Raw genomic sequence first — 19,559 nt, forward strand, 5'->3', positions numbered from 1 at the left:
TTTAAGACCCTCAAATTTCCAAATGACCTAGAGGGTGCTTGACTCCTCTCTCGGTCGTCAAATAGGCTTCTAGAAAGTACTACTTTTTGCTGGTCAGGGGAAAATTTTCGGTCTCTAGCGGTAAACTGTGCCAGAACCTACAAACTTTTGCTGCACCACTTCTACTTTGTAGACTCAGGGACACCAGAGGGGCCATTTTTGTGCCAGATCCTACAAACTCGGAGCTCGAACCCCAAAACTTGTAGGCTCAGGGACACCTCGGGCCAACCCACAGCCGATACGTCCCCTTAGGCGCTACTCGACCCAGTTGAACTCAGCTACGAGAAGTTCTTTTCCCGGCTTTTCTGGATGTGGCGCCACCAAACGCAGCGAAGTAGCACTATGCCCAGGGCCAGTGTGCCGCAAACTCTGCAAAACCTGTGGAATACGCAATTTCAAGAACTTCTTTTCACCGGCAATCTCAACCGCACCCACAACTCGCTGTCGTCCAACGTTAATGAGCTCAACTTCGCCCACTGCAGAACCAGAAGCAGCCCCAGAAGCACCCTCAGAACCAGTACCACGCACAGCCAAATAACCAGCAACGCCATCATCGCGGCTGGCTCCGTCATCACCGCTGAGAATGGTACGGATGAATTCGCGGACTGCCACGGGATCGCCAAGTGCATTTGTTACCCAGCGTTTGCCCAGAACTCCGTGCTCGAGAGTTGAAATGGTGTGCTCAGGGCTAATTTCTGCGGAGCGGTAGCTAAATGGGATTTGAATAAATCGACCTTCTCGCTCCTTAGCGATGAGAACTTCAATGCCCACTTCGCCGTCTACCGTGTCTACCAGCCGATAGCTGCCCAAGATTTCTACTGGGCCAACCCAGGCGGAGGCGATTTCCTGCTTTGTTGGAACGAGGGTGGTGTCATACATTTTTGCGGTGCCGCTCATAGAATCTTCTCCCCTTAAGTTATGAAATTAGCTCCCACCCTACGCACCTTCGTAGCACTCGGCTTGCTAAATTCGGCTCTCACCCCCACCACTACGCCCAGGGAACTAAGGTAGTGAACATGGCTGAAAACAACACGCCCGAGACCGAGGCAGAGCTCGAACAACGCTTCCGCGATGAGTTTGAGGTTGGTGGCAAAGACCGCCAGCTTTCAGATGAGCAACAGCTAGAGCAGTTGGGCACCTATATTAATGCTCATTATCCGTTGCCTGATTTCACTCCTCCATGGGCAGGTGGTGCTGGCGATCCTGATCCCGCTGACCGTTATATTGCGCATCTCCCCGACCGCATCACGCATTCGTCGATGTTGATGCTGGGTTCTGGTTTGGATCATTCCATGCCAGGCGTTGCTTTTATTGGTGGAGTGAGCGTGCAGGACGCCCCTGAAATCGACGCAGCAATTTTCCTGCCTTCCAAGCCTTCGGGTCATTGGGCTATCACCTTCCACAGCGGTGGCTGGTGGCGCGGTTCCGGCGATGCCCTGGAGATGCAGTGGCGTCCGGAGGTTGCAGCGGCTGCGGAGCTGTCTGGAACCACCATTGTGGATCTGGATTATCCGCTCGCCCCCGCGCACAACCTGGCGCAGATCAGCGCGGCGGTGGCCAAGGCGGTCGACTACGCCCGGGACCAAAAGGCGGCGTCGGTCACGGGCTGGGGTTATTCCTCCGGGGCAGCGTTGGCGGTGCTTAACGCTTCGCTTTTCGACGCTTTGATCCTCACGTTCCCAGATCTGGGAAGTATCGCTAAGCTCCCTGAGGAAATTCGCGCGGGTGTGGAACTCCCCGAGCCGGCATCATGGCCAAAATCTTTGGTGCAGATCGCTTTGCAGGATGAGATCGCAACGCGACCCGCAGATATTGATGGACTAGAGCAGATCCAGATTCGGGAATATGTGGCTCACCACCGCATTTCCACTCCAAAGATTGCCCGCGAGAAGATTCAGGATGTCGCGGAATTTCTTAGTTCACTAAAAGACGATAAATAAAGTTTGGAATCGGTGCAGAGTCCGGGAGCAGCGCTAATACTGATCCGGGCACCTCACCTGCGGTTTTCATGCGGGTAGGCTGCACCGTGACAACGGCCGCCTCCTTGGAAAGCGTTATTACCTCTGGGATTTCCGGTTCTTGTTCGCTAATGGATTCTTGAACATCCTCAGTGAGGGTTTCGGCATCACCATAGGTGTTGGCGGCCACCACAAAATCTGTACCGATGCTTACTGAGGCATGTACATCGCGGTTGTCGGACCAGCCGAATTTCGTACCGATCACATCAGGCAAGGTGTAGGTACCAAAGTCCTGGTCATAGCCATCGGTAGCGACTTCTGCAGTATGTTCCATGCCGTCAATAAGAGGTTCGGCAATGGGATCGGCGCTGATTTTCGAAACAAATTCTGCAATATCAATGGCGCTGGTGGTGGAGTTTCCCCAGTAGCCATCCCAGACGGTGTCATCAAGCTCAAAATCTTCGATAACCTCTGGAATGGCTTCGGGATAAATCCCTTCCAGGTAGTCTGCGGTGGCATCCTGTGAATACCGAATCATGTCGTAAACCAGGGCTGCGTCTTCTTCATCGCCTTGATCCAGTACATAAAATCCCAGGTAGAGCTTCGCCAAAGAAAGAGCGGGGCGGGATTCATCGGCATTGTCCGTGGCTTCGATGGTGCCGTCGGCAAGCACAATGGCGATCTGCGTTCGCTCGGGAACCTCACCAACTAATTCGGCAGCGTTGGCTGCGCTGGGCGATACCAGTCCCATGGCAGTCAGCAACACGCTGATAGCTGCCATCAGACGAGTATTTTTCATAAGGGATGACCTTATCGCGCCATCATGAAAAATCCCTAGCTGAAAAGGGATTTCTGGGGATATTATGAGTTAATCATTAATAAATACTTAGTGATAAAAGTTCCGCTTCACTCAAACGGTGCTGGCTCATTCGCACTTTAGGATTCGCACCACCAGAATGGACAATCCCCTCGCTATCCCACTTCACCTGAGCTTTTTGGGACACCTGCGAGCCTCCGTCGAAACGCACAACCCGCCACCAATTGCTCAGCTGTCCCTTTTCAGCCATGATGCGCCCCACCTGCCTGGGTCCGGTGCCCGTGAGGGCAGCGATGTCGCCGTAGGTGGCGACGCGGCCCGTCGGGATGGCGTCGACACAGGAAAGCACCATGAAATCTAGCTCTTCCATGGCGCTCACTGTGTTATTCGCCGTTTTGCTGGCGGAACTGCTCTTCAAAAGCGCTGAGATCAATATTCAGCAGATCATCGCTTTCCGAGCCTTCTTCAACGTACTCATCAACCTCGCACAAGGTGATGGTGGCGCCGGTGGAATCTGCGATAAGAGCCATGCGGCCAAACTCGGAATCCCAAGGCTCGCGAATGACCTCGCCACCAAATTCAGGCGCCTTAGCTGCAGCTTCATCAACGCTGAGGACACCGAGGTAGGACTGCCAGAAGCTAGGAACCTGAGGCGGGAAGTGGCCGGAAGCATCAAAAATGCCGGCAAAGGCGGAGCCATCAACTAATGCGGTGGTGTAGTGGAAACCATCGTCACCGGCGCTATCCAGCTGCGAGGTGGTCCAGTTGAAGAGTTCTCCATAAAAGTCCACGGCCTCGTTGTACTTGGCCACGGTGCTCAGCTCATGCCAGACCGGGGTGCCAGGCTCGCCAGCAGCAACGAAGGATTCCTCGCTGCCTGGCTCGATAACGCCGAAAAGCGCGCCAGCAGTATCAACAGCTAGGATCATGCGTCCCAAATGCACCTCGGTTGCTGGTGCCAAAATGCGTCCACCCAGCTCAGCGATCTTGGTGGAGGTGTCATCCAGGTCGAAGGAAAGGAAGTAGGTAATCCATGTATCCGGAATGCTGGATTCGCCGCGCTGATCGATCAGACCAGCAACTGGCAGTCCCTGCACGCGGGCCATTCGGTAGCCGTCGTTGACCTCTGAGATTTCCCAGCCCAGAATGTTTTCATAGAAATAGCTGGACTTGGCGATATCTGAAGTGGACAGGTCAATCCAATAGGGCATTCCCGGCATGGCTTCAAAAGCTGGCATTACATATTCCTCCACTTTTCGGGATCGAAGTCATCATTTGCGGTGGCTTCATCAAAAAAATCATCTTCATCGGTGTTGGCACCAGTAACTACCTGCGCACAGACATCACCAACGCACACCACATCTCTATCGTGCAAGGTTTTACCGCGACGGGTATCCACTGCACCATTAACGGTGACGTCGCCATTTGAAATGGCGTCTTTGGCTTCTCCGCCGGTTTCGACGAGATTAGCCAATTTGATGAACTGGCCTAGTTTGATGGCTTCGTCCCTGATGTGCACTTCTTGGGGTTGCATGGTCATTGAGTCTAGTTGCCTCCTTTAAGGGGAGCTAACCCACGGCTATTACACCAATTCCCATAACCCCCTCCACGATCATGAACATTCCCAACCCAACGAAGATCACCCCCGTGAAAAGATCAATGAGCCCTGAATAGCGCGTAATTCCCGCAGCCAGTTTGCGCACCAAAATGGCGAAGCCGACAAACCACAACACCCCCGTGAGGATGAGGAAGGCTGCGATAAAAAAGCTCCAGCCAAATCCCATTTCCGGCTTAATAAACTGCGCAAACACCGATCCGAAAAATAGCACTGCCTTGGGGTTGGACAAGTTGGTGGCAATGCCGGTGCGCAATGCGGCCCAGCTGCCTAGGACTTCATCATCTTGGTTCGAGGTGGTTGCCGGGGTGCCTGTGGCAGCAATTGGCTCGGTACCGCGCTGCCTCCACCAAGACCGCACTGCGCCATAACCCATCCAGGTCAGATAGGCGCCGCCGACTAATTGCAGGACACTAAGGACCACTGGGTGGCTGGCGATCAGCGCCGAGAGACCCAATAAGCTGCCGACAATCCAGAAAGTGTTACCCACCATGATGCCGATGGCAGTCCAAATGCCATCGCTGCGACTTTTGGATCCACGTCTAATAATTTGAAAAAGATCTGGGCCTGGTGAAGCAATGGCGGCCATCCAAATAAGGAAAAGTGCGAAAAATTGTGCAGTTGTCATTATTTCTTAATCTTATAAGTCGACCTGCCTGATGGTGATGTTGATGCGCCCTTGTTTTAGTCCACAACCTAGTGGGGCAGTATCCGCAATAATCTTGGGAACGCCGTGGAAGGCTCGTCGATTAGCGCCTCCAAAAATGATTACATCGCCACTGAGCAGTGGAATATCATGCCAGGGTTTATTGCGATTCTCGGTGCCACCCAGGCGGAAAAGGGCAGTATCACCAATAGAAATGGAGATCACCGGCGCTTCAGAAATCTCATAGCCATCTTGGTGCAGGTTCATCGAGGCAGTTGGCTCATAGTAATTAACCAGCACCATTTCGGGGCGAAAAGTCCGCGACCAGGCTTTTAAAGAATCGCTCAACTCCCCCGCTTTATTGAGGGTGCGGTGGGCTAATTCCACAAACTCCGCTGGCACGGGAGGTACCCGCGTGCCACCAAGTTCTTGTACATATCTAAATTGGTCGGTGACCCAATGCCTGCCAATGGTGAGCATATGCACGCTCATCTGGCCGCTGCGCAACTGTGGTTTAGCCATAGCCAAGGGAGTTTTAGCCAGTGAGCGCGCAATCTCCCGAGATTGGGACACCAGTTTTTCCTGAGCCCCAAGGTCTAGAAAGTTTGGCAGGTGCACCACTCCGGAGGTGACTTCTACATTTGGGCGCGGGAGTTCATCAAAAAGCGTGGGCATTCAATCACCTACATAATGGGATCTTATGGACAACTTTGACCCTACGCCCTATGAATCTCTCGAGTGGATGACAGGTGGCGAATGGTACCTCGCCACCGGCACTAAGCGCCAAGAAGCTGCTGATCAGGCCGCACTTTTAATCCACGAGTTCAACCAACTAGGCCCCACCAACCCCCAACGATCTGCGGAAATTATCAAAGAACTACTCAACCCCGCAAGTGGCAAATGCACCATCAAAGCACCTGCGATTATCGAGTTTGGGCAAAACACCACCATTGGCGAAAACGTATTTATTAATTTTGGACTCACCATCCTCGATATCGCCCCTGTAAGCATCGGTGCACGCAGCATGTTTGGCCCCAATTGTCAGCTTTACGCCGCAGGTCATCCCGTTAATGACTGGGAAATGCGCTCTGGCGGTTGGGAGAATGGCAAGCCAATTAACATCGGCGAGGATGTTTGGCTGGGTGGAAATGTCACTGTCGTAGGAGGTGTCAGCATTGGTGACCGTTGTGTCATCGGCGCTGGATCTGTGGTGACCAAAGACATCCCTGCCGATTCCATTGCGGTGGGAAACCCCGCCCGGGTAATCAAAAAGCGAAATTCGGATCAGTTGGAAAGGCGCGAGCTTCCACCCGGCGCCCCGGTTGATGCTTTTGGAGTGTTCTAGGGGTTGAGCTGGTAATTCCTCGATTTCACACACTCGAAAAGAGTAGCGAATTCGAGGTTTTTAGGCCTCTTTCGAGCGCGTCCTTTCGAGTTCTTCCTCCCCGCCCCAACCAATGCCCAACCAACACCCCAAAGTCCGGAAACTACACTGAATCCTTTATCCCTTAAGCAAAGTGAGGCTGGAAAGATTTTTAAGGTAGATGCTATTTCTGCAGGCTTGCCTGCGGCCTCATTAATTCCCCAGCTCCGCAGCGCCTTAAGCGAGCAGGCCCAGAACCTGGTCATTCAGGCACCTCCCGGTACCGGCAAAACCACCGTTATACCGCCGGTGGTGGCCAACGCCCTCGCGGCCCAAAACCAGCAAGCCCAGCAAACCCAGACCCACCATAACCAGCCAAAAGTGCTGGTCACCGCCCCACGCCGAGTAGCAGTACGCGCCGCAGCCCGCAGATTAGCACAGCTGGATGGCAGCGCCCTTAGCGACAAAGTGGGCTATAGCGTGCGCGGGGATCATGTCGCTGGCAGCCAGGTGCACTTTCTTACTCCCGGCGTGCTCATGCGGCAGTTGTTGCAAGATCCTGAGCTCACCGGTGTTGGCGCGGTGATTATTGATGAAGTCCATGAGCGTCAGCTTGATTCCGATTTGCTGGTGGGCATGCTCATGGAACTTAGCCAATTGCGCGATGATTTTAGACTCATCACCATGTCGGCAACGGTGGATGCAGAGCTTTTTGCTGAGCTCCTCAATGCAAAAATCCTCACTGCGGAAGCACCCATCTATCCGCTGGAGATTTCCTATCGCCCAGCCCGTGCACGCCTTGGTGCCCGCGGGGTGGAATATCAGTTTTTGGATCATCTAGCTGCGGAAACCCATGCAGCCGTAACCCAAAGCACGCACTCGGCCTTGGTTTTTGTGCCAGGTGTCGCAGAGATTGATTATGTCATCGGAAAGCTGCGCGATCTGGGCCACACCAACACCTACCCCCTGCACGGGCGGTTGACGCCAGAGGAACAAGATCGAGCGCTTAGCCCCAGTTCGCAGCAGCGCATTATTGTGTCCACGCCGGTTGCGGAAAGTTCTTTGACGGTGCCCGGCGTGCGGATTGTAGTCGATTCCGGCTTGGCGCGCATGCCTAAACGTGATGCCGCCCGCGGGATGACGGGTCTGATAACAGCCAGCTGCGCGCAGGCCTCGGCTCAACAACGTGCAGGTCGCGCGGGTCGCGAAGGTCCAGGTGAGGTGATTCGTTGTTATTCGGCGGAGGATTTTGCCCATTTTGCGCGCTTCAACGCTCCTGAGATCAGCGTCTCGGACCTTACCCAAGCAGCGCTCTGGGTTGCCGCCTGGGGCACGCCGATTTCCGATCTCCCGCTGCTTACTCCGCCGCCAGCGCCGGCCTGGGAGGCCGCTCAAAACACCCTCAGCCACATCGGTGCGCTGCAAGGTGCAACCCTCACCCCACTAGGTGTTCGCTTATCGACGCTGCCTCTCTCGCCACAGTTTGGGGCTTCTTTACTGCGTTTTGGTTCTCAAGCCGCCGAAATTCTCGCTGTGGTTGCTGATAGTCCACAGGGAGACGTCGAAAAGCAAAAAGCCGCACCGGCTGAGGTCAAGCGCCTGGCTCGTTTGGCACCCACAGTTGCTGGCACGGCGACAGCCGGGCAGATTGTCGGAGCGGCGCTGCCGCTGATGATTGCGCGGCATGAGGGCGGCAATGAGTATCTTTTGGCCAGTGGCACGCGGGTATTATTGCAGGATAAGGAGCTTTTTGGGGCGCCGTGGTTGGCTATTGCCGCAATTAATCGGAGCAATAATCGGGCCCTGATTCGGGCTGCGGCGCGCATTTCTGAGGCCCATGCCTTGGAGTTGATTGGGGTTGAGGAGCACACTCGGACTCAAGTTGCTGGTGGAAAGGTACAGGCCAGGCGGGTAAAAGTGGCCGGCGCCATTGAGCTTAGTGTTACCCTGGTTAAGCCGTCGACAACTCAGGCGACTGCGGCTTTGGCTGCGGAAATGCAAGAGTCTGGGCTGGAAATGTTTAGTTTTTCGGCGGCCGCAAGCTCTTTGCGGGATCGTTTGGAGTTTTTATTTGCGCAGGTGGGCGCTCCGTGGCCGGATATCCACAGTGCCGATCCGCAGGTGTGGTTGGGGCCAGAATTGGAGGCGCTTGCTGCAGGTCAGGCCATTAATAAGATCGATATGCACGCTGCTTTGCAAAGGCTTTTGCCCTGGCCAGAGGCCGCGCATTTGGAGGATTTGGCTCCTGCACGCCTTCAAGTTCCCAGTGGTCACAGCCATGCGCTCGATTATGCAAGTGGGCGGCCGGTGGTGCGGGTGAAATTGCAGGAGTGTTTTGGCCTGGCACAATCCCCGCTTTTGTGTGGAATTCCGGTCCAATTTCATTTGCTCTCGCCAGCGGGCAGACCATTGGCGGTAACCGATGATTTAGAGAGTTTTTGGTCAGGGCCTTATACCCAGGTACGTGCAGAAATGCGCGGGCGTTATCCCAAGCACCCCTGGCCAGAGGATCCCTGGCCAGAGGATCCCTGGTCTGCTCCCGCAACGGCGCGCACCAAAAATAGGAGCTAGCCTGCTGGTTCCCGCAGCGGCTAGGGTCGCTCGGGGTGCCGGGCTGGCGGGGTCGTCGGGTCCGCCAGGCTTTAGGCGCTGAGCTTTTTGCCCAGCTGAACCAGGGATTCTACGGTGAGGTAGGTGTCATCATCGGGATGAACATGAGTGCAGGTTTCCGCCTCGCAGAATTGGAATTTCTCGGGCAGCTGATGTGCAATCTCTGCAGCAGCGACAGCAAGTGCAGGTAGGTGCTGCGCTGGCGCAATAATATGTAATTCTTCCAAGCCCAAAATGCGAGTGGATTCAGCTGCTCCGCTAAGGAGCTCGTCGAAGTTCTCGGCGTCAAGATACTCTGGGACAACCACGGTCACGGTGGTTGATGCTGCCTTGAGGTCCGGTACTGCTCCGCGGTTGTCGGCTGTGGTGCTTATGCCAGCGCTTATGCCGGTGCTTCGGCCGGTGTGTGCGGTTGTGCCTGCCGTTTCAGGGCGACTGAGAGGATCTTCCGCAGTTGCGCTCGTGCTAGAGCTGGAAGTTGATTCCAGTTGTGTCTTGATCATGCCACCCAGCATAGAAAGTTTTCCTGCCACAAACCAGCTTTCTACCTTGGGAGTTCCTAATTTTTGAACCGCTTTGTCTAGATTCCCCGATACTGCTGCCAGCCGAGGTACAGGCACATCACGACAACCAAGGTCAGCAGCGCATATCTAATTAGCCTGGTACCACCGCCAAGTACCGTCCGGGCACCCAATTGCGCTCCGATGACATTGGCTACCGCCAGCACCAATCCCAGCGTCCACCACATATGACCGCCCGCGATGAATACAATTAGCGCGCCAAAGTTCGTCGCGGTATTAACCACCTTGGCCATCGCGGCGGAACTAAGGAAATTTTGGGATAACAGCGCCGTAAAGGCCATGATGAGGAACATACCGGTGCCGGGCCCAAAAATACCGTCATAAGCTGCAATAAGTCCCACTGCTCCCACGGTGAGCCAACGCTTCCAACCAGTGGGCAGGGCTTGGCTTTCGCCCGTACCAAAACTTGGTTTAAACACCACAATAAGGCCAACTACCAGCATTAAAACAATGATTAGCGGGCGCATAACCTGCTTATCGATCATACTGGCCGCTAGCGCTCCAACGCCCGAACACACCAAGGCAATGGGCACATAAAGGGCGAGGAGCTTTTTATCGGGATTTACCTTACGTACCAGCGTAAATGCCGCCGAGGCAGTGCCAGTTACCGCTGCCAACTTATTGGATGCCAGGGCCGTAACCGGAGCCAATTGTGGGGCCACCGCCAAAATGAGTGGAATAAGCACCAACCCACCACCGCCGATGACTGCATCGATCCAACCGGCTACCGCGGCGCCTGCAATGAGTATGCCCCAACCACTAATTGCCAGTTCCACGCCCATTTATGCCATCTCCTATTACGTTTGCGCATCAATCTCGCATCATTGCTGGTGCGCAAAGTATAAACCTCTTGTTTGCCTAATGTTTGGGATTAGCATTGCGTTTAGTGCTCGTCTTTATTGTCGGCCCGCCTGTCAGCCCGCTTAGCAGCCCGCCCCGAAAGGACTTAAGAAAATGATCTCAAAATCTGCTTCTACCTTTGGTTTTATGGCAGTTCTCCTGCTGGGCGCAGTGGCCTGTACCCCGGCGGATCGTCCCTCTGAGCAACCACGCCAGAATACGCCCATTTATACCCAACAATCCCAGCCCCTCACCCACTACGGGCCCGGCCTTTATCAGCTTCAGCTCGCCAAGAATCAAGCATTGACCTGCGTGTTTAGCGAGCCCACTGCAGTTTCCCCCACCCGCGCCGAGTGCGCTGCGGGTTTCCCCACCACCTGGAAGCTTCTCGACGAAACCCATGCCCAAGCCGCGACATTGATTATTAGCCAAGACGCGGCGGGAGCAATCGCGGTTAACGCCAGCAAAGAACCTTTGATCACTATTCAAATCGTGCCGACCTCAATTACTGGGAGCGCAGAAATTGCCGGTATGAAGGTGACACTTCAAGAAAATGAGGCACGCTTTTCCATCGCTTCAGATCCGGCACACACCGTGTTAATTACTCCAGATTCTTATGAAGCGATTGAGGCTGCGAATTCTCCGATGAGCTCCGCTGCTAAGGTAAGTGATACTTAAATATCAGCTGATCTTAAGGAGTCTGCCCCCTGGTGAATGTACAAGAACGTGACTCCGCTTCAGAGCCATCTCCTAAAACTATTGCCCTTCGTTGGAGCTTGGTTGCCCCCATTTCGGTGGCACTGGGCTGGACTTTTAGCATATGGGGCGTACCGGCCGCCTGGATTTTGGGAGCAATTGTTTCCGCCGGCGCCTGCGCCCTGATTACTGGCCAAGATCTTCCGCTGGCTAAAGGAGTCCACATTTTTGGACGTTCCATCATTGCGATCTTGGCATCCATCCCGCTGATCACCTCCTCTGGACGAGAACTTTTGCAGTACTTGGTGCCAGGTTTGGTAATTTCCTTCTTCACCGTTGCCGTCGGAGTTATCGGCGGACTGCTGCTCTCCCGCTCCCGTCGTGAAATTTCTCCGGAAACGGGTGTGTTATCGATGCTTGCTGGTGGTGCCTCGGTAATGCCCATTTTGGCCCGGGAGCTGGGTGCCGATTTCCGCTACGTAGCCCTTAGCCAGTATCTGCGTCTCCTGGTGGTGTCTATGACTTTGCCACTAGTCACACACTTCTTTGTACCTGGCGGTAGCGATCTAGGCGCACCACCTCCCCATTGGTTGGAGGTTTTCCAGCTTTCCGAGTTTGGTACCTCCACCAATCTCTGGTCCCTTGTGGTCATTTTTGTCATTATTTTATGCGGTGAGCCACTTGGCAGGCTTTTGCATTTCCCGGCACCTGCAGTGCTCGGACCTCTGCTTTTTACAGTGCTTTTGAGTTTCATCCTGCCCCAGGATCTCAATTTGGAGCCACCAACCCTCTTTAAGATCGTGGCTTTTATGTCCATTGGTTGGATGTGTGGCGGCGCATTGAATATGACTGCCCTTAAGCTTTTTTCCAAGCAATTGCCCGCCACCTTCCTCTTTATCTTTGCGCTGCTTGCAGTCTGTGCAGGTGCTGCTGGATTATTAACCTTTTGGCTTGATATCAGCTTCTTTGAGGCTTATTTGGCAACCAGCCCAGGTGCTTTAGAAACGGTGTTGGCGCTATCTTCCGAGGGCGAAGCAGGGCCTGTAGTAGTGACCTTGCAGATCATTAGACTGCTTGCCATTTTGACCATCGCCGGATTTTTGCCCAAGATCCTGCGCATTATTTTGGGCAAAGGAAAAACCCAATAAGTTCCGCGCCCTTTTAAGGGGCAAAACTTATTGGGTTTAAGTGGCTAGCTTTTAGCTCTCACGACGCTGCATGAGGTAATAAGCTCCGCCCGCAATGAGCAGAATCAAACCTGCACCAAGAATGATGGCCACGCCCTTACCACCGTTAAGTCGCAGTTCAAAACCAGCATTTGCCTGCACGTTTTCAATCTCAGCCTTCAATTCCACGGTAGGAACCGTATTGGTGGTTAGATCAGCTATCAACTGAAATTCAAATGGGGTGGTCAAGAGTTCATAGCCTGGTGCTGCCTGGGTTTCTACCAAGCAGTACTTGGTTGCAGGGCTGAGCGGAGCACCGTTTTGATAGTCGTTGGCCTGCAAGCCCGTGATGTAGAGCTCACCATTGGCATTGGTGGTTCCGGAGAATCCATCAATCATGGCACCTAGCTCATCTACGCTGTTGCAGCGGTACACCTGGAAGGAAGCACCAGCCAATTTAGCCTCATTGCCTGCTGCATCTTCACCAGTCTTAACCAGCTTCACATTGCCAAAGAAGGACTTTGGCTGAGTATCTGTGGTTGGAGTGGTGGGAGGGGTTCCTGGAGGTGGGGTGCTCGGATCAGTAATTTCTTGGGTGCTCTGAGTGAGTTCTACATCGTTGACCACTGCAGGAACTGCAGTATTTGGATCCCCGGTGATTGCGGAAACGGTGAAGCTTAGCTTTGCTTCGATGGTGCGCTCTGCAGTTGAATCCACTGCATTGACCTTTGCCAAGCCCGTAGTGGTGAGGGAGATTGCGACTTCACCTCTAGTGAAGGTATTAACCACATAATCCCCCGCAAGCAGTTCGGTGCCGTTGAAGGTCACCGCATCAACGCTTGGCTTTTCCAAGCGATCGCTTGGATACTTATCCACAATCCGGAAGTGAGTGAGGTCATCCACTACCGCCTGTACTGGAGCAGTGATGGTGTAGTTGATGGTGTCGCCAGCGTTGGCGTTTACATCAACCACGGACTTGAAAGGCAGAGTCGGATCTACTGGGTTGTTCTTAGGGTAGACATGAACGTCATACATCCACTCGCTTCGGTTTTCTGGATTGGTCATCGGCAGGGTGACCAAGAAAGCCTCATTGGTGGCGTTATATCCGCCCGGATCCTGAATTTCGGTCGCTCGATAAAGACCCAGTGGCAGCTCAATCTTGACAGTTCCATCTGCACCAGTGGTGTAGGTTCCGACTGTGGTGACATCGGCAGTAGCTGGGTTCATATCCTGTGCAGCTTTCCAGCCTTCAGCAGTGGTGAGGTCTACATTGTTAACTCTTTCCACCAGGAACTTTGCGCCAGCAAGAGCTTCATAGTACACAGTCCGTTCAGTACCATCGCCAGGTTGACCTGGTGCTACTTGGGATCCGCCACCCTCATCAAATAGGGCGGGACCTGCGTGCTTATGAATGGTCAAGGAACCCGTACGGATCGGATCAATTGCGGACAATGGTGCTTACCGCAGTAGCTGCCAAAGCTCCCTCGGCCGGTACGAGTGCCGCAAATGCAGGAGCCGCCATTCCACCGGCTGTTACTACAAATGTTGATGCGACCGCTGCAATGAGCGCCCTTTTGAAAATCTTCATTTTTCTTCCCTTTATGCCTCTTTGTCTCACCCTCGAACTTCTTGCCCCACCTCTTTAGTGGGACTTGATCCGAGGGGAAACAAACCATTTTCCACACCGCGCCACAATCAAATGTGCGTCAAGACTGAGTGTAAAAAATCTGCTATCCACCCTCCAGCTTTCTTCAATAAATTTAATATTATGCAATCTTATTGGGGTTATTTTCCACTACCGAGCAGCCAGCTTACATTCAGGGGCAATATTATCAATGGGGGTATTAATTGTACTCTCTTGGATAGTTTTGCACTTCAAGGCAATTATTTTTAGCAAAATTGCATTTTAACGCAATTTTTTAAATCGGCATGGGAGTAACGTCCACACTGAAGGACTCCTGATAGCCCAGCATGACACATTTCCTAAATTTTGTTCCATGTATTAATATTATGCACATCTTAAATTATATACAGCTTAAAAAATGGCACCATTTTCATAGGTGGATATTTTTCAAGCCTTAGCAACCAAGCCCCCTACCGAAAGAACTAGCTAAAACTCATAGATTTATCCATGGTCATTACTTAAATGGCCCAAAAAATCCCTCAAGTCGAAAATTGACACACTCCAGCCCCCATAGAGCCCCCACAGCAAAAACAGCCCTTTTGTGCATAAATATATGACCCGAAATATGCAGAAGCGCCCTGGAATTACTAATAAATTCCAGGGCGTTGAGTGGTGTCAAAGCCTAATTAATCAAGAACCTGATCCCGCAGAATGGACATAGGAATACTGCCATAAGACAAAGCCTTGGCATGGAATTGCGTCAGGGTCTGCCCCTGCGCCAATGCTTCATCACGCAATCCCATCCACAGGCGCTGACCGATGGCATAGGAAGCGGCTTGTCCAGGCCAGCCGAGATAACGGTTGAGCTCAAAAGACATCGAGGCTTCATTCATGGAGGTGTTTTCCCGAAGGAAGCTACGTGCATAGGCCGCATCCCACAGTCCAGCACTTTCAGGAGTTTTCTTGGAAAGGTGAATTCCAATATCAATAGCTACGCGGGCGGCACGCAAACGCTGCGCATCCAAGTAACCCATAAGGTTGCCGGGATCTTCGTGATAACCCAGCTCCTTCATTAAAGATTCAGCATAAAGCGCCCAACCTTCGCCGTGGCCGGAGTTCCAGCACACCAGACGGCGCCACAGGTTCAGGTTTTGAGATTCGGTCAAAGCCTGGGAGATCTGTAAGTGATGGCCAGGAACACCCTCATGGAAAACGGTGGTGAGTTCCTGCCAGGTGTGGAAAACCTCCTGGGTTTTGGGCACAGACCACCACATGCGTCCCGGGCGGGAGAAATCATCACTTGGTGGGGTATAAAAAATGCCGCCGGTGCCTGCTGGGTCGATGAGGCATTCCACCCTGTTGGCAACCTCTGGAATATTGAAGTACTCACCATTGAGGTCGGAAATGGCTTTGTCGGCAACCCCTTGCATCCATTCCTGGAGCGCATCAGTGCCATGAATGAGGTAGCGCTCATCGGTGTTGAGTTTTTTCATTGCCTCGCGGATGGAGGTACCTGGACCATAAAGTTCGGTAGCTAGGCGCTGCTGCTGGGAATCAATGTCACGCAGGCGCTCCAAAGACCATTGGTAGGCCTCATCCAGATCCACAAATTCGCCCACATGCAGATGGGAGAACTGTTCATAACGCTCTCTGCCCACAGCGTCTTCGTGGGGAGCATGGGGCGCAAGCTGCTCCGCCAACCAGCCAGCTACCCGCACAAAAGCATCTTGAGCTTCAGCGATAACGGGATCGCCAGCTTCGAGGCCTAAATCATGCAGAATAGAATCTTCATCGGCAAGGTCTTCACATTGGGAGACCACTTCTTCCACCTGGCGGATAGCAGCCACACGGCCTTGGCTTGCAGCCTCTGCCAGGGATTCACAATAACCATGCAAGGCATCGGGCACGCGGGAGAGACGCTCGCGGATATTTTCCAGGTCTTCAGCGGTTTCCCGAGGCATAACCAGGAAGGTATCGCGAATGGTCTGCACTGGGGAGTCAATATTGTTGAGCAGCCGCAGCGTCTCACCTTGATGATGGAGCGCCAAATCCAAGCAGACGCGATCGCGGAGGACATCGGCGGTTACGCGATCAACGTGATCAAAATCTTCTTCATCATCGTTGTCATCGGTGCCGTCATCAAAGGCGTCAACATCGGCCACCATATCGCGGTTGCGCTCAGCGATGGCATTCCAATAGTCGGGGGAAAAATCCTGCAGCTCGCCCTCAAAGCCGGGAATACCCCAGGCGGTGGCGTCAGTCGGCGACAGCGCTGCCAGATCATGGACATATACCTCACAAGAGGCGTCCAGTAGTGAAGGAGAACGTTGCACAGAACTCTCAGGAGTCATAAATTGCTATCGTAGCCATTGATTCGGTTTAATCCCACCTGACATGAATAGCTATTGCCCGATCGAAATATGTAGGGGCTTAATAAAACGCCCCATGCAGCAGCTTTGCCATTAATTTCGAAATCACTTAATCCAGCTCACAATTTTCTTTGACCTAGCCCAGGCACACCCTCTAGGATTAGCCAATCACTTTTCCCTGTTGATGAAAGAGAACCATTTAAGCGATGCTGCGAACCATTCTTGGAAGCAAAATTCACCGCGCCACCGTCACCCAGGCTGACCTTGATTATGTCGGCTGGGTGACCATCGATGCTGATCTGGTTAAAGCCGCAGGCCTCATTGAAGGCGAAAAGGTCTCCATTGTGGACATCACCAATGGTTCCCGCCTGGAAACTTATGTTATTAACGGAACCGCCGGCAGTGGCCACATTTGCATTAATGGCGCCGCCGCACACCTCATTAATCCTGGCGATCTTGTCATCATCATGAGTTATCTACAGGCCACGGAGCCCGAAGCCCGCAGTTATAAACCCCGGATCGTCCACGTTGACGCCAACAACCGCATTATCTCCCTCGACACCGACCCCGGCGCGGTCATTCCAGGTTCCACCTTGCTGTCCTCGCGCAGTTTGTAGCTTGTCGACGCGCCCCTGCAGCCAGCACAGCGGCGTCGAAAAGCGCTTTTAAGGTCGCTTATCTCGGCCTTTTTGCTCGGCGCGGGATAATTTGCGGCGCAATTGCGCCGCCGTGAGGTTCACCGGCGCAAAATCGGTGTTGACAGGGATCACCCAGCCCGACCAATAGGCCACAATTGCCAAAATGATGCCGACCAGCGGTGAAATGATCATGCCTCCAAGCACATAATCAGCCTGGTGGAAGGCCACCATGGAGCTCGCCGAGAGCACCGCGGGGATGGCATAGAGCGTGCCACCGCCGAAGATTGTGGGGGTTTCGCCGGTGACCACGTCGCGCACCATGCCGCCGCCGACCGCGGTGAGCACGCCCATGAAGATGCTGGGGAGCACGTCTACACCGAAGTTCATGGCTTTGGTGGCACCAGTAACCGCCCACACGCCCAGCACAATGGCATCGGCGTGGCTTTTAAAAAGTTCCCTGAGACGGCCCTTGAAGTTCACTGCCCAGGCAATGAGTGCGCCGGTAAACGCCAAGGTGAGGTAGATGGGATTGTCGATGGCCGCCACGGTGCCGCGTTGAATCAACATATCGCGGATCATGCCGCCACCAAGGGCGGAGAAGAGTGCAAGAAATAAGAATCCAATGACGCCATATCCACGCTGTCTGGCGATGGTGCCCCCGATGATGCCATTGAGCAGCACTCCGATGAGGTCGAGGGAATCATAAAGATTGGAGACTGTGGAATCGACGGCTTCCAAGGGTACGTCCATGTCCAAACAATAACCTCAAAGCTGGGTGAATATAACTCAGCCCCAGGTGCGCAGACAGGGAATTATCTGTATAACAAAGATAATAACTATCAGGAGACAGGTAATGGCAGTAGAACGTACATCCCCCGCAGGTGTCATCACCTCACTTTTAGCCTCATTACTCTTCGGAGTGATCTTTTTTATTTCCGGCGCCATTGAAGCCTCTGCCATCACCTTGGTTGCCTGGCGAGTTTTACTCACCGCAGCCTGTTATCTACTAATTTTGCTCCACCCTGCAGGCCGAGCCCTGGCGCGATCTTTTTGGCAGACTTTAAGCGCTAGCAAATGGCATCCACTTTATTTCCTGCTGCTAGTGGCGCTAATCGCCGTGCAGCTCTGGCTATTTTCCTGGGCGCCCAAAGGTCATGCTCTTGATGCTTCCTTGGGATATTTACTGCTCCCCCTCTTTTTGGTCATTGTGGGCCGAGTATTTTTTGCAGCTGTAATCACTCCCCTGCAATGGTTGGCAGTGGGAATTGCTATTGCAGCTGTTGCTCTCAAATTTATTGCCTCTGCCCAGATTTCCTGGGTGACTTTTGCCATTGCCCTTGGTTATGCGATGTATTTCTCCTTACGTAAATTTTCCGGCTTAAACAATGCCTTTGCTTATGGAGCCGAAGTTTTAGTGCTCTCCCCGCTCGCGGTGTATTTCCTACTGAGCTTTTCAGAAAACCTAAGCCCCAACATGCTCACCCTGGTTATTGCAGTTGGTTTAGCTGGGGCTATTGCCATGGCACTCTATCTTGCTGCCTCTACCCTGCTGAGCATGCCGCTTTTTGGATTGCTGAGTTATGGCGAACCAATTTTGCTCTTTGTTGCAGCCCTTTTGCTCGGCGAATCTCTCAACCTAAGCGATGCCCTGGTGTACGGATTGCTGGGCATCGCGCTGGCAATCTTAGGCTTTGATGGTTTTTGGCGGGCTCGATCTCAGGCTCGTTTGGCACCTGTCAGCCCTGCTCCCGCACCTGTTGCCGAGGTGAAAAGCTAAAAAAGCCTTCCTCCTGGATGGGAGAAAGGCTTGGTGGAATGTGGTTTCGAGTCTTAGACCAGCTGCATAATACCGCGGATAAGCACCACTGCAGCACCAGCTGCTGCCAGGATGGTAGCAATGCGCTTTGCCATCGGGGTGGAAATCTTGGCGTTAATCTTTTCGCCGAACCAAGCGCCAACAAAGATCATGGCTACAGCTGCAATCCATAGCCAAGCTGGGGTACCACCAAAGTCCAGGCCACCGATGAGGAAGACCTTGAGCAGGAAGGATACGGTGTTAGCGACCAACAAAATGGGGTGCAAAGTAGCCACAAAATCGCGGTAATCCCACTTGGATAGGCGGGCATAGACCGTTAGTGCTGGGCCAGCAATGCCCGCAATGGTGGACATGAAGCCACCGATGATGCCAAAGATGATCATTGGCAGCTTAGCCTCTTGGCTAATGGTGAACTTTTCTGTGGGGAACAATGAAACGCATAGAGCTAGGAGCACGAGGGCACCCACAACGATCAGCAGCCAAGGGCCATTGAGGTAGTGCACCACAGCCACGGCTGGCAGAGAACCGAGAATAAGCGCGCCTGCCAAGATTCTAAAGCGGGCCCAATCCGTGCGCTTGCGTACCGACCACGCATTGTTCACCGCATTAATAATGGACAAACCATTGACCATGGTGACGCCCGCCAAAGGACCGAGCAAGGTGGTAAGCACCGGTCCCGTGACCAGGCCGACGCCCAAGCCTGTGATTCTTTGCAGCAGGGCGCCAATGAAGACAGATAAAAGGAGGATTATGGCAATGGTTATCACGAAGAATCAGAATA

The 19,559-nt window shown here is 53.4% G+C and carries 21 protein-coding genes; 7 read left to right on the top strand and 14 right to left on the bottom strand.

Features of this window, described 5'->3' with window-relative positions:
* Positions 1 to 294: 294 nt before the first annotated feature.
* Positions 295 to 936, bottom strand: coding sequence for a CG0192 family protein (locus tag SFC07_RS05315; protein WP_411207191.1), 642 nt, complete (start codon positions 934 to 936; stop codon positions 295 to 297).
* A gap of 119 nt (positions 937 to 1,055) precedes the next feature.
* Here SFC07_RS05315 and SFC07_RS05320 point away from each other — a divergent pair, with 119 nt between their 5' ends.
* Complete coding sequence (locus tag SFC07_RS05320) at positions 1,056 to 1,979, top strand: alpha/beta hydrolase (protein WP_411207192.1); 924 nt, start codon at positions 1,056 to 1,058, stop codon at positions 1,977 to 1,979.
* Here the strand turns inward: SFC07_RS05320 and SFC07_RS05325 are convergent.
* From SFC07_RS05325 to SFC07_RS05350, 6 genes are all read right to left on the bottom strand, one after another.
* Positions 1,954 to 2,796, bottom strand: coding sequence for a hypothetical protein (locus tag SFC07_RS05325; RefSeq protein WP_411207193.1), 843 nt, complete (start codon positions 2,794 to 2,796; stop codon positions 1,954 to 1,956). The genes SFC07_RS05320 and SFC07_RS05325 overlap by 26 nt on opposite strands.
* 76 nt (positions 2,797 to 2,872) lie before the next feature.
* Positions 2,873 to 3,184 (bottom strand): MGMT family protein, encoded by a 312-nt coding sequence (locus SFC07_RS05330; RefSeq protein ID WP_411207194.1) that lies wholly within the window; start codon positions 3,182 to 3,184, stop codon positions 2,873 to 2,875.
* A gap of 13 nt (positions 3,185 to 3,197) precedes the next feature.
* Positions 3,198 to 4,052: a VOC family protein gene (locus tag SFC07_RS05335; RefSeq protein ID WP_411207195.1), complete on the bottom strand. Its 855-nt coding sequence runs from the start codon at positions 4,050 to 4,052 to the stop codon at positions 3,198 to 3,200.
* Entirely contained in the window at positions 4,052 to 4,348 is a 297-nt protein-coding gene (locus tag SFC07_RS05340) for an RNA-binding S4 domain-containing protein (RefSeq protein WP_411207274.1), read from the bottom strand. Before SFC07_RS05340 ends, SFC07_RS05335 begins: the two co-directional genes overlap by 1 nt.
* 34 nt (positions 4,349 to 4,382) lie before the next feature.
* Positions 4,383 to 5,057 (bottom strand): LysE family translocator, encoded by a 675-nt coding sequence (locus SFC07_RS05345; RefSeq protein WP_411207196.1) that lies wholly within the window; start codon positions 5,055 to 5,057, stop codon positions 4,383 to 4,385.
* A gap of 12 nt (positions 5,058 to 5,069) precedes the next feature.
* Entirely contained in the window at positions 5,070 to 5,750 is a 681-nt protein-coding gene (locus SFC07_RS05350) for an alpha-ketoglutarate-dependent dioxygenase AlkB family protein (RefSeq protein ID WP_411207197.1), read from the bottom strand.
* Between the two features lie 25 nt (positions 5,751 to 5,775).
* Between SFC07_RS05350 and SFC07_RS05355 the strand changes: the two genes are divergently transcribed.
* Positions 5,776 to 6,420, top strand: a complete 645-nt coding sequence (locus tag SFC07_RS05355) for a sugar O-acetyltransferase (protein ID WP_411207198.1) — start codon at positions 5,776 to 5,778, stop codon at positions 6,418 to 6,420.
* A gap of 216 nt (positions 6,421 to 6,636) precedes the next feature.
* Positions 6,637 to 9,009, top strand: a complete 2,373-nt coding sequence (locus tag SFC07_RS05360; protein ID WP_411207199.1) for an ATP-dependent RNA helicase — start codon at positions 6,637 to 6,639, stop codon at positions 9,007 to 9,009.
* A gap of 71 nt (positions 9,010 to 9,080) precedes the next feature.
* Here SFC07_RS05360 and SFC07_RS05365 read toward each other — a convergent pair whose 3' ends face one another.
* Together SFC07_RS05365 and SFC07_RS05370 are read right to left on the bottom strand one after the other, a co-directional pair.
* Positions 9,081 to 9,551, bottom strand: a complete 471-nt coding sequence (locus SFC07_RS05365) for a hypothetical protein (RefSeq protein ID WP_411207200.1) — start codon at positions 9,549 to 9,551, stop codon at positions 9,081 to 9,083.
* Between the two features lie 77 nt (positions 9,552 to 9,628).
* A complete protein-coding gene (locus SFC07_RS05370) occupies positions 9,629 to 10,411 on the bottom strand; it encodes a TSUP family transporter (protein WP_411207201.1) in 783 nt (260 codons plus the stop codon).
* Positions 10,412 to 10,583: 172 nt separating this feature from the next.
* Between SFC07_RS05370 and SFC07_RS05375 the strand changes: the two genes are divergently transcribed.
* Together SFC07_RS05375 and SFC07_RS05380 are read left to right on the top strand one after the other, a co-directional pair.
* The gene (locus SFC07_RS05375) at positions 10,584 to 11,147 is read left to right on the top strand and encodes a hypothetical protein (protein ID WP_411207202.1); all 564 of its coding nucleotides are present in this window, start codon (positions 10,584 to 10,586) and stop codon (positions 11,145 to 11,147) included.
* A gap of 32 nt (positions 11,148 to 11,179) precedes the next feature.
* Positions 11,180 to 12,313: an AbrB family transcriptional regulator gene (locus SFC07_RS05380; RefSeq protein WP_411207203.1), complete on the top strand. Its 1,134-nt coding sequence runs from the start codon at positions 11,180 to 11,182 to the stop codon at positions 12,311 to 12,313.
* A 51-nt stretch (positions 12,314 to 12,364) separates the two neighbouring features.
* On the opposite strand, the gene SFC07_RS05385 is transcribed toward SFC07_RS05380, so the two are convergent.
* The 3 genes from SFC07_RS05385 to SFC07_RS05395 all read right to left on the bottom strand — a co-directional run bounded on the left by SFC07_RS05385 (position 12,365) and on the right by SFC07_RS05395 (position 16,306).
* On the bottom strand, positions 12,365 to 13,783 hold the full coding sequence (locus tag SFC07_RS05385) for a SpaH/EbpB family LPXTG-anchored major pilin (RefSeq protein ID WP_411207204.1): 1,419 nt from the start codon (positions 13,781 to 13,783) through the stop codon (positions 12,365 to 12,367).
* The gene (locus SFC07_RS05390; protein WP_411207205.1) at positions 13,770 to 13,919 is read right to left on the bottom strand and encodes a hypothetical protein; all 150 of its coding nucleotides are present in this window, start codon (positions 13,917 to 13,919) and stop codon (positions 13,770 to 13,772) included. The genes SFC07_RS05385 and SFC07_RS05390 overlap by 14 nt, the downstream gene beginning before the upstream one ends.
* A 722-nt stretch (positions 13,920 to 14,641) precedes the next feature.
* Positions 14,642 to 16,306, bottom strand: a complete 1,665-nt coding sequence (locus SFC07_RS05395) for a DUF885 domain-containing protein (RefSeq protein ID WP_411207206.1) — start codon at positions 16,304 to 16,306, stop codon at positions 14,642 to 14,644.
* A 224-nt stretch (positions 16,307 to 16,530) separates the two neighbouring features.
* On the opposite strand from SFC07_RS05395, the gene panD reads away from it, so the two are divergent.
* A complete protein-coding gene (panD, locus tag SFC07_RS05400; protein ID WP_411207207.1) occupies positions 16,531 to 16,941 on the top strand; it encodes an aspartate 1-decarboxylase in 411 nt (136 codons plus the stop codon).
* Between the two features lie 48 nt (positions 16,942 to 16,989).
* Here the strand turns inward: panD and SFC07_RS05405 are convergent, their stop codons facing one another.
* Positions 16,990 to 17,712 (bottom strand): trimeric intracellular cation channel family protein, encoded by a 723-nt coding sequence (locus SFC07_RS05405; RefSeq protein ID WP_411207208.1) that lies wholly within the window; start codon positions 17,710 to 17,712, stop codon positions 16,990 to 16,992.
* A 103-nt stretch (positions 17,713 to 17,815) separates the two neighbouring features.
* Between SFC07_RS05405 and SFC07_RS05410 the strand changes: the two genes are divergently transcribed.
* The gene (locus SFC07_RS05410; protein WP_411207209.1) at positions 17,816 to 18,739 is read left to right on the top strand and encodes an EamA family transporter; all 924 of its coding nucleotides are present in this window, start codon (positions 17,816 to 17,818) and stop codon (positions 18,737 to 18,739) included.
* Between the two features lie 53 nt (positions 18,740 to 18,792).
* Here SFC07_RS05410 and SFC07_RS05415 read toward each other — a convergent pair whose 3' ends face one another.
* Positions 18,793 to 19,545 (bottom strand): sulfite exporter TauE/SafE family protein, encoded by a 753-nt coding sequence (locus tag SFC07_RS05415; RefSeq protein ID WP_411207210.1) that lies wholly within the window; start codon positions 19,543 to 19,545, stop codon positions 18,793 to 18,795.
* Positions 19,546 to 19,559 lie beyond the last annotated feature (14 nt).

Source organism: Corynebacterium callunae (assembly GCF_046592015.1).
Taxonomy (GTDB): Bacteria; Actinomycetota; Actinomycetes; order Mycobacteriales; family Mycobacteriaceae; genus Corynebacterium; species Corynebacterium callunae_A.

Excerpts from the sequence above, each read along its gene's own strand:
- SFC07_RS05410 (WP_411207209.1), top strand. The coding sequence starts at position 17,816 with ATGGCAGTAGAACGTACATCCCCCGCAGGTGTCATCACCTCACTTTTA.
- SFC07_RS05355 (WP_411207198.1), top strand. The coding sequence starts at position 5,776 with ATGGACAACTTTGACCCTACGCCCTATGAATCTCTCGAGTGGATGACA.
- SFC07_RS05320 (WP_411207192.1), top strand. The coding sequence starts at position 1,056 with ATGGCTGAAAACAACACGCCCGAGACCGAGGCAGAGCTCGAACAACGC.
- SFC07_RS05350 (WP_411207197.1), bottom strand. The coding sequence starts at position 5,750 with ATGCCCACGCTTTTTGATGAACTCCCGCGCCCAAATGTAGAAGTCACC.
- SFC07_RS05395 (WP_411207206.1), bottom strand. The coding sequence starts at position 16,306 with ATGACTCCTGAGAGTTCTGTGCAACGTTCTCCTTCACTACTGGACGCC.
- SFC07_RS05390 (WP_411207205.1), bottom strand. The coding sequence starts at position 13,919 with ATGAAGATTTTCAAAAGGGCGCTCATTGCAGCGGTCGCATCAACATTT.
- SFC07_RS05340 (WP_411207274.1), bottom strand. The coding sequence starts at position 4,348 with ATGCAACCCCAAGAAGTGCACATCAGGGACGAAGCCATCAAACTAGGC.
- SFC07_RS05345 (WP_411207196.1), bottom strand. The coding sequence starts at position 5,057 with ATGACAACTGCACAATTTTTCGCACTTTTCCTTATTTGGATGGCCGCC.
- SFC07_RS05315 (WP_411207191.1), bottom strand. The coding sequence starts at position 936 with ATGAGCGGCACCGCAAAAATGTATGACACCACCCTCGTTCCAACAAAG.
- SFC07_RS05405 (WP_411207208.1), bottom strand. The coding sequence starts at position 17,712 with ATGGACGTACCCTTGGAAGCCGTCGATTCCACAGTCTCCAATCTTTAT.
- SFC07_RS05370 (WP_411207201.1), bottom strand. The coding sequence starts at position 10,411 with ATGGGCGTGGAACTGGCAATTAGTGGTTGGGGCATACTCATTGCAGGC.
- SFC07_RS05335 (WP_411207195.1), bottom strand. The coding sequence starts at position 4,052 with ATGCCAGCTTTTGAAGCCATGCCGGGAATGCCCTATTGGATTGACCTG.
- SFC07_RS05330 (WP_411207194.1), bottom strand. The coding sequence starts at position 3,184 with ATGGAAGAGCTAGATTTCATGGTGCTTTCCTGTGTCGACGCCATCCCG.
- SFC07_RS05365 (WP_411207200.1), bottom strand. The coding sequence starts at position 9,551 with ATGATCAAGACACAACTGGAATCAACTTCCAGCTCTAGCACGAGCGCA.
- panD (WP_411207207.1), top strand. The coding sequence starts at position 16,531 with ATGCTGCGAACCATTCTTGGAAGCAAAATTCACCGCGCCACCGTCACC.
- SFC07_RS05325 (WP_411207193.1), bottom strand. The coding sequence starts at position 2,796 with ATGAAAAATACTCGTCTGATGGCAGCTATCAGCGTGTTGCTGACTGCC.
- SFC07_RS05375 (WP_411207202.1), top strand. The coding sequence starts at position 10,584 with ATGATCTCAAAATCTGCTTCTACCTTTGGTTTTATGGCAGTTCTCCTG.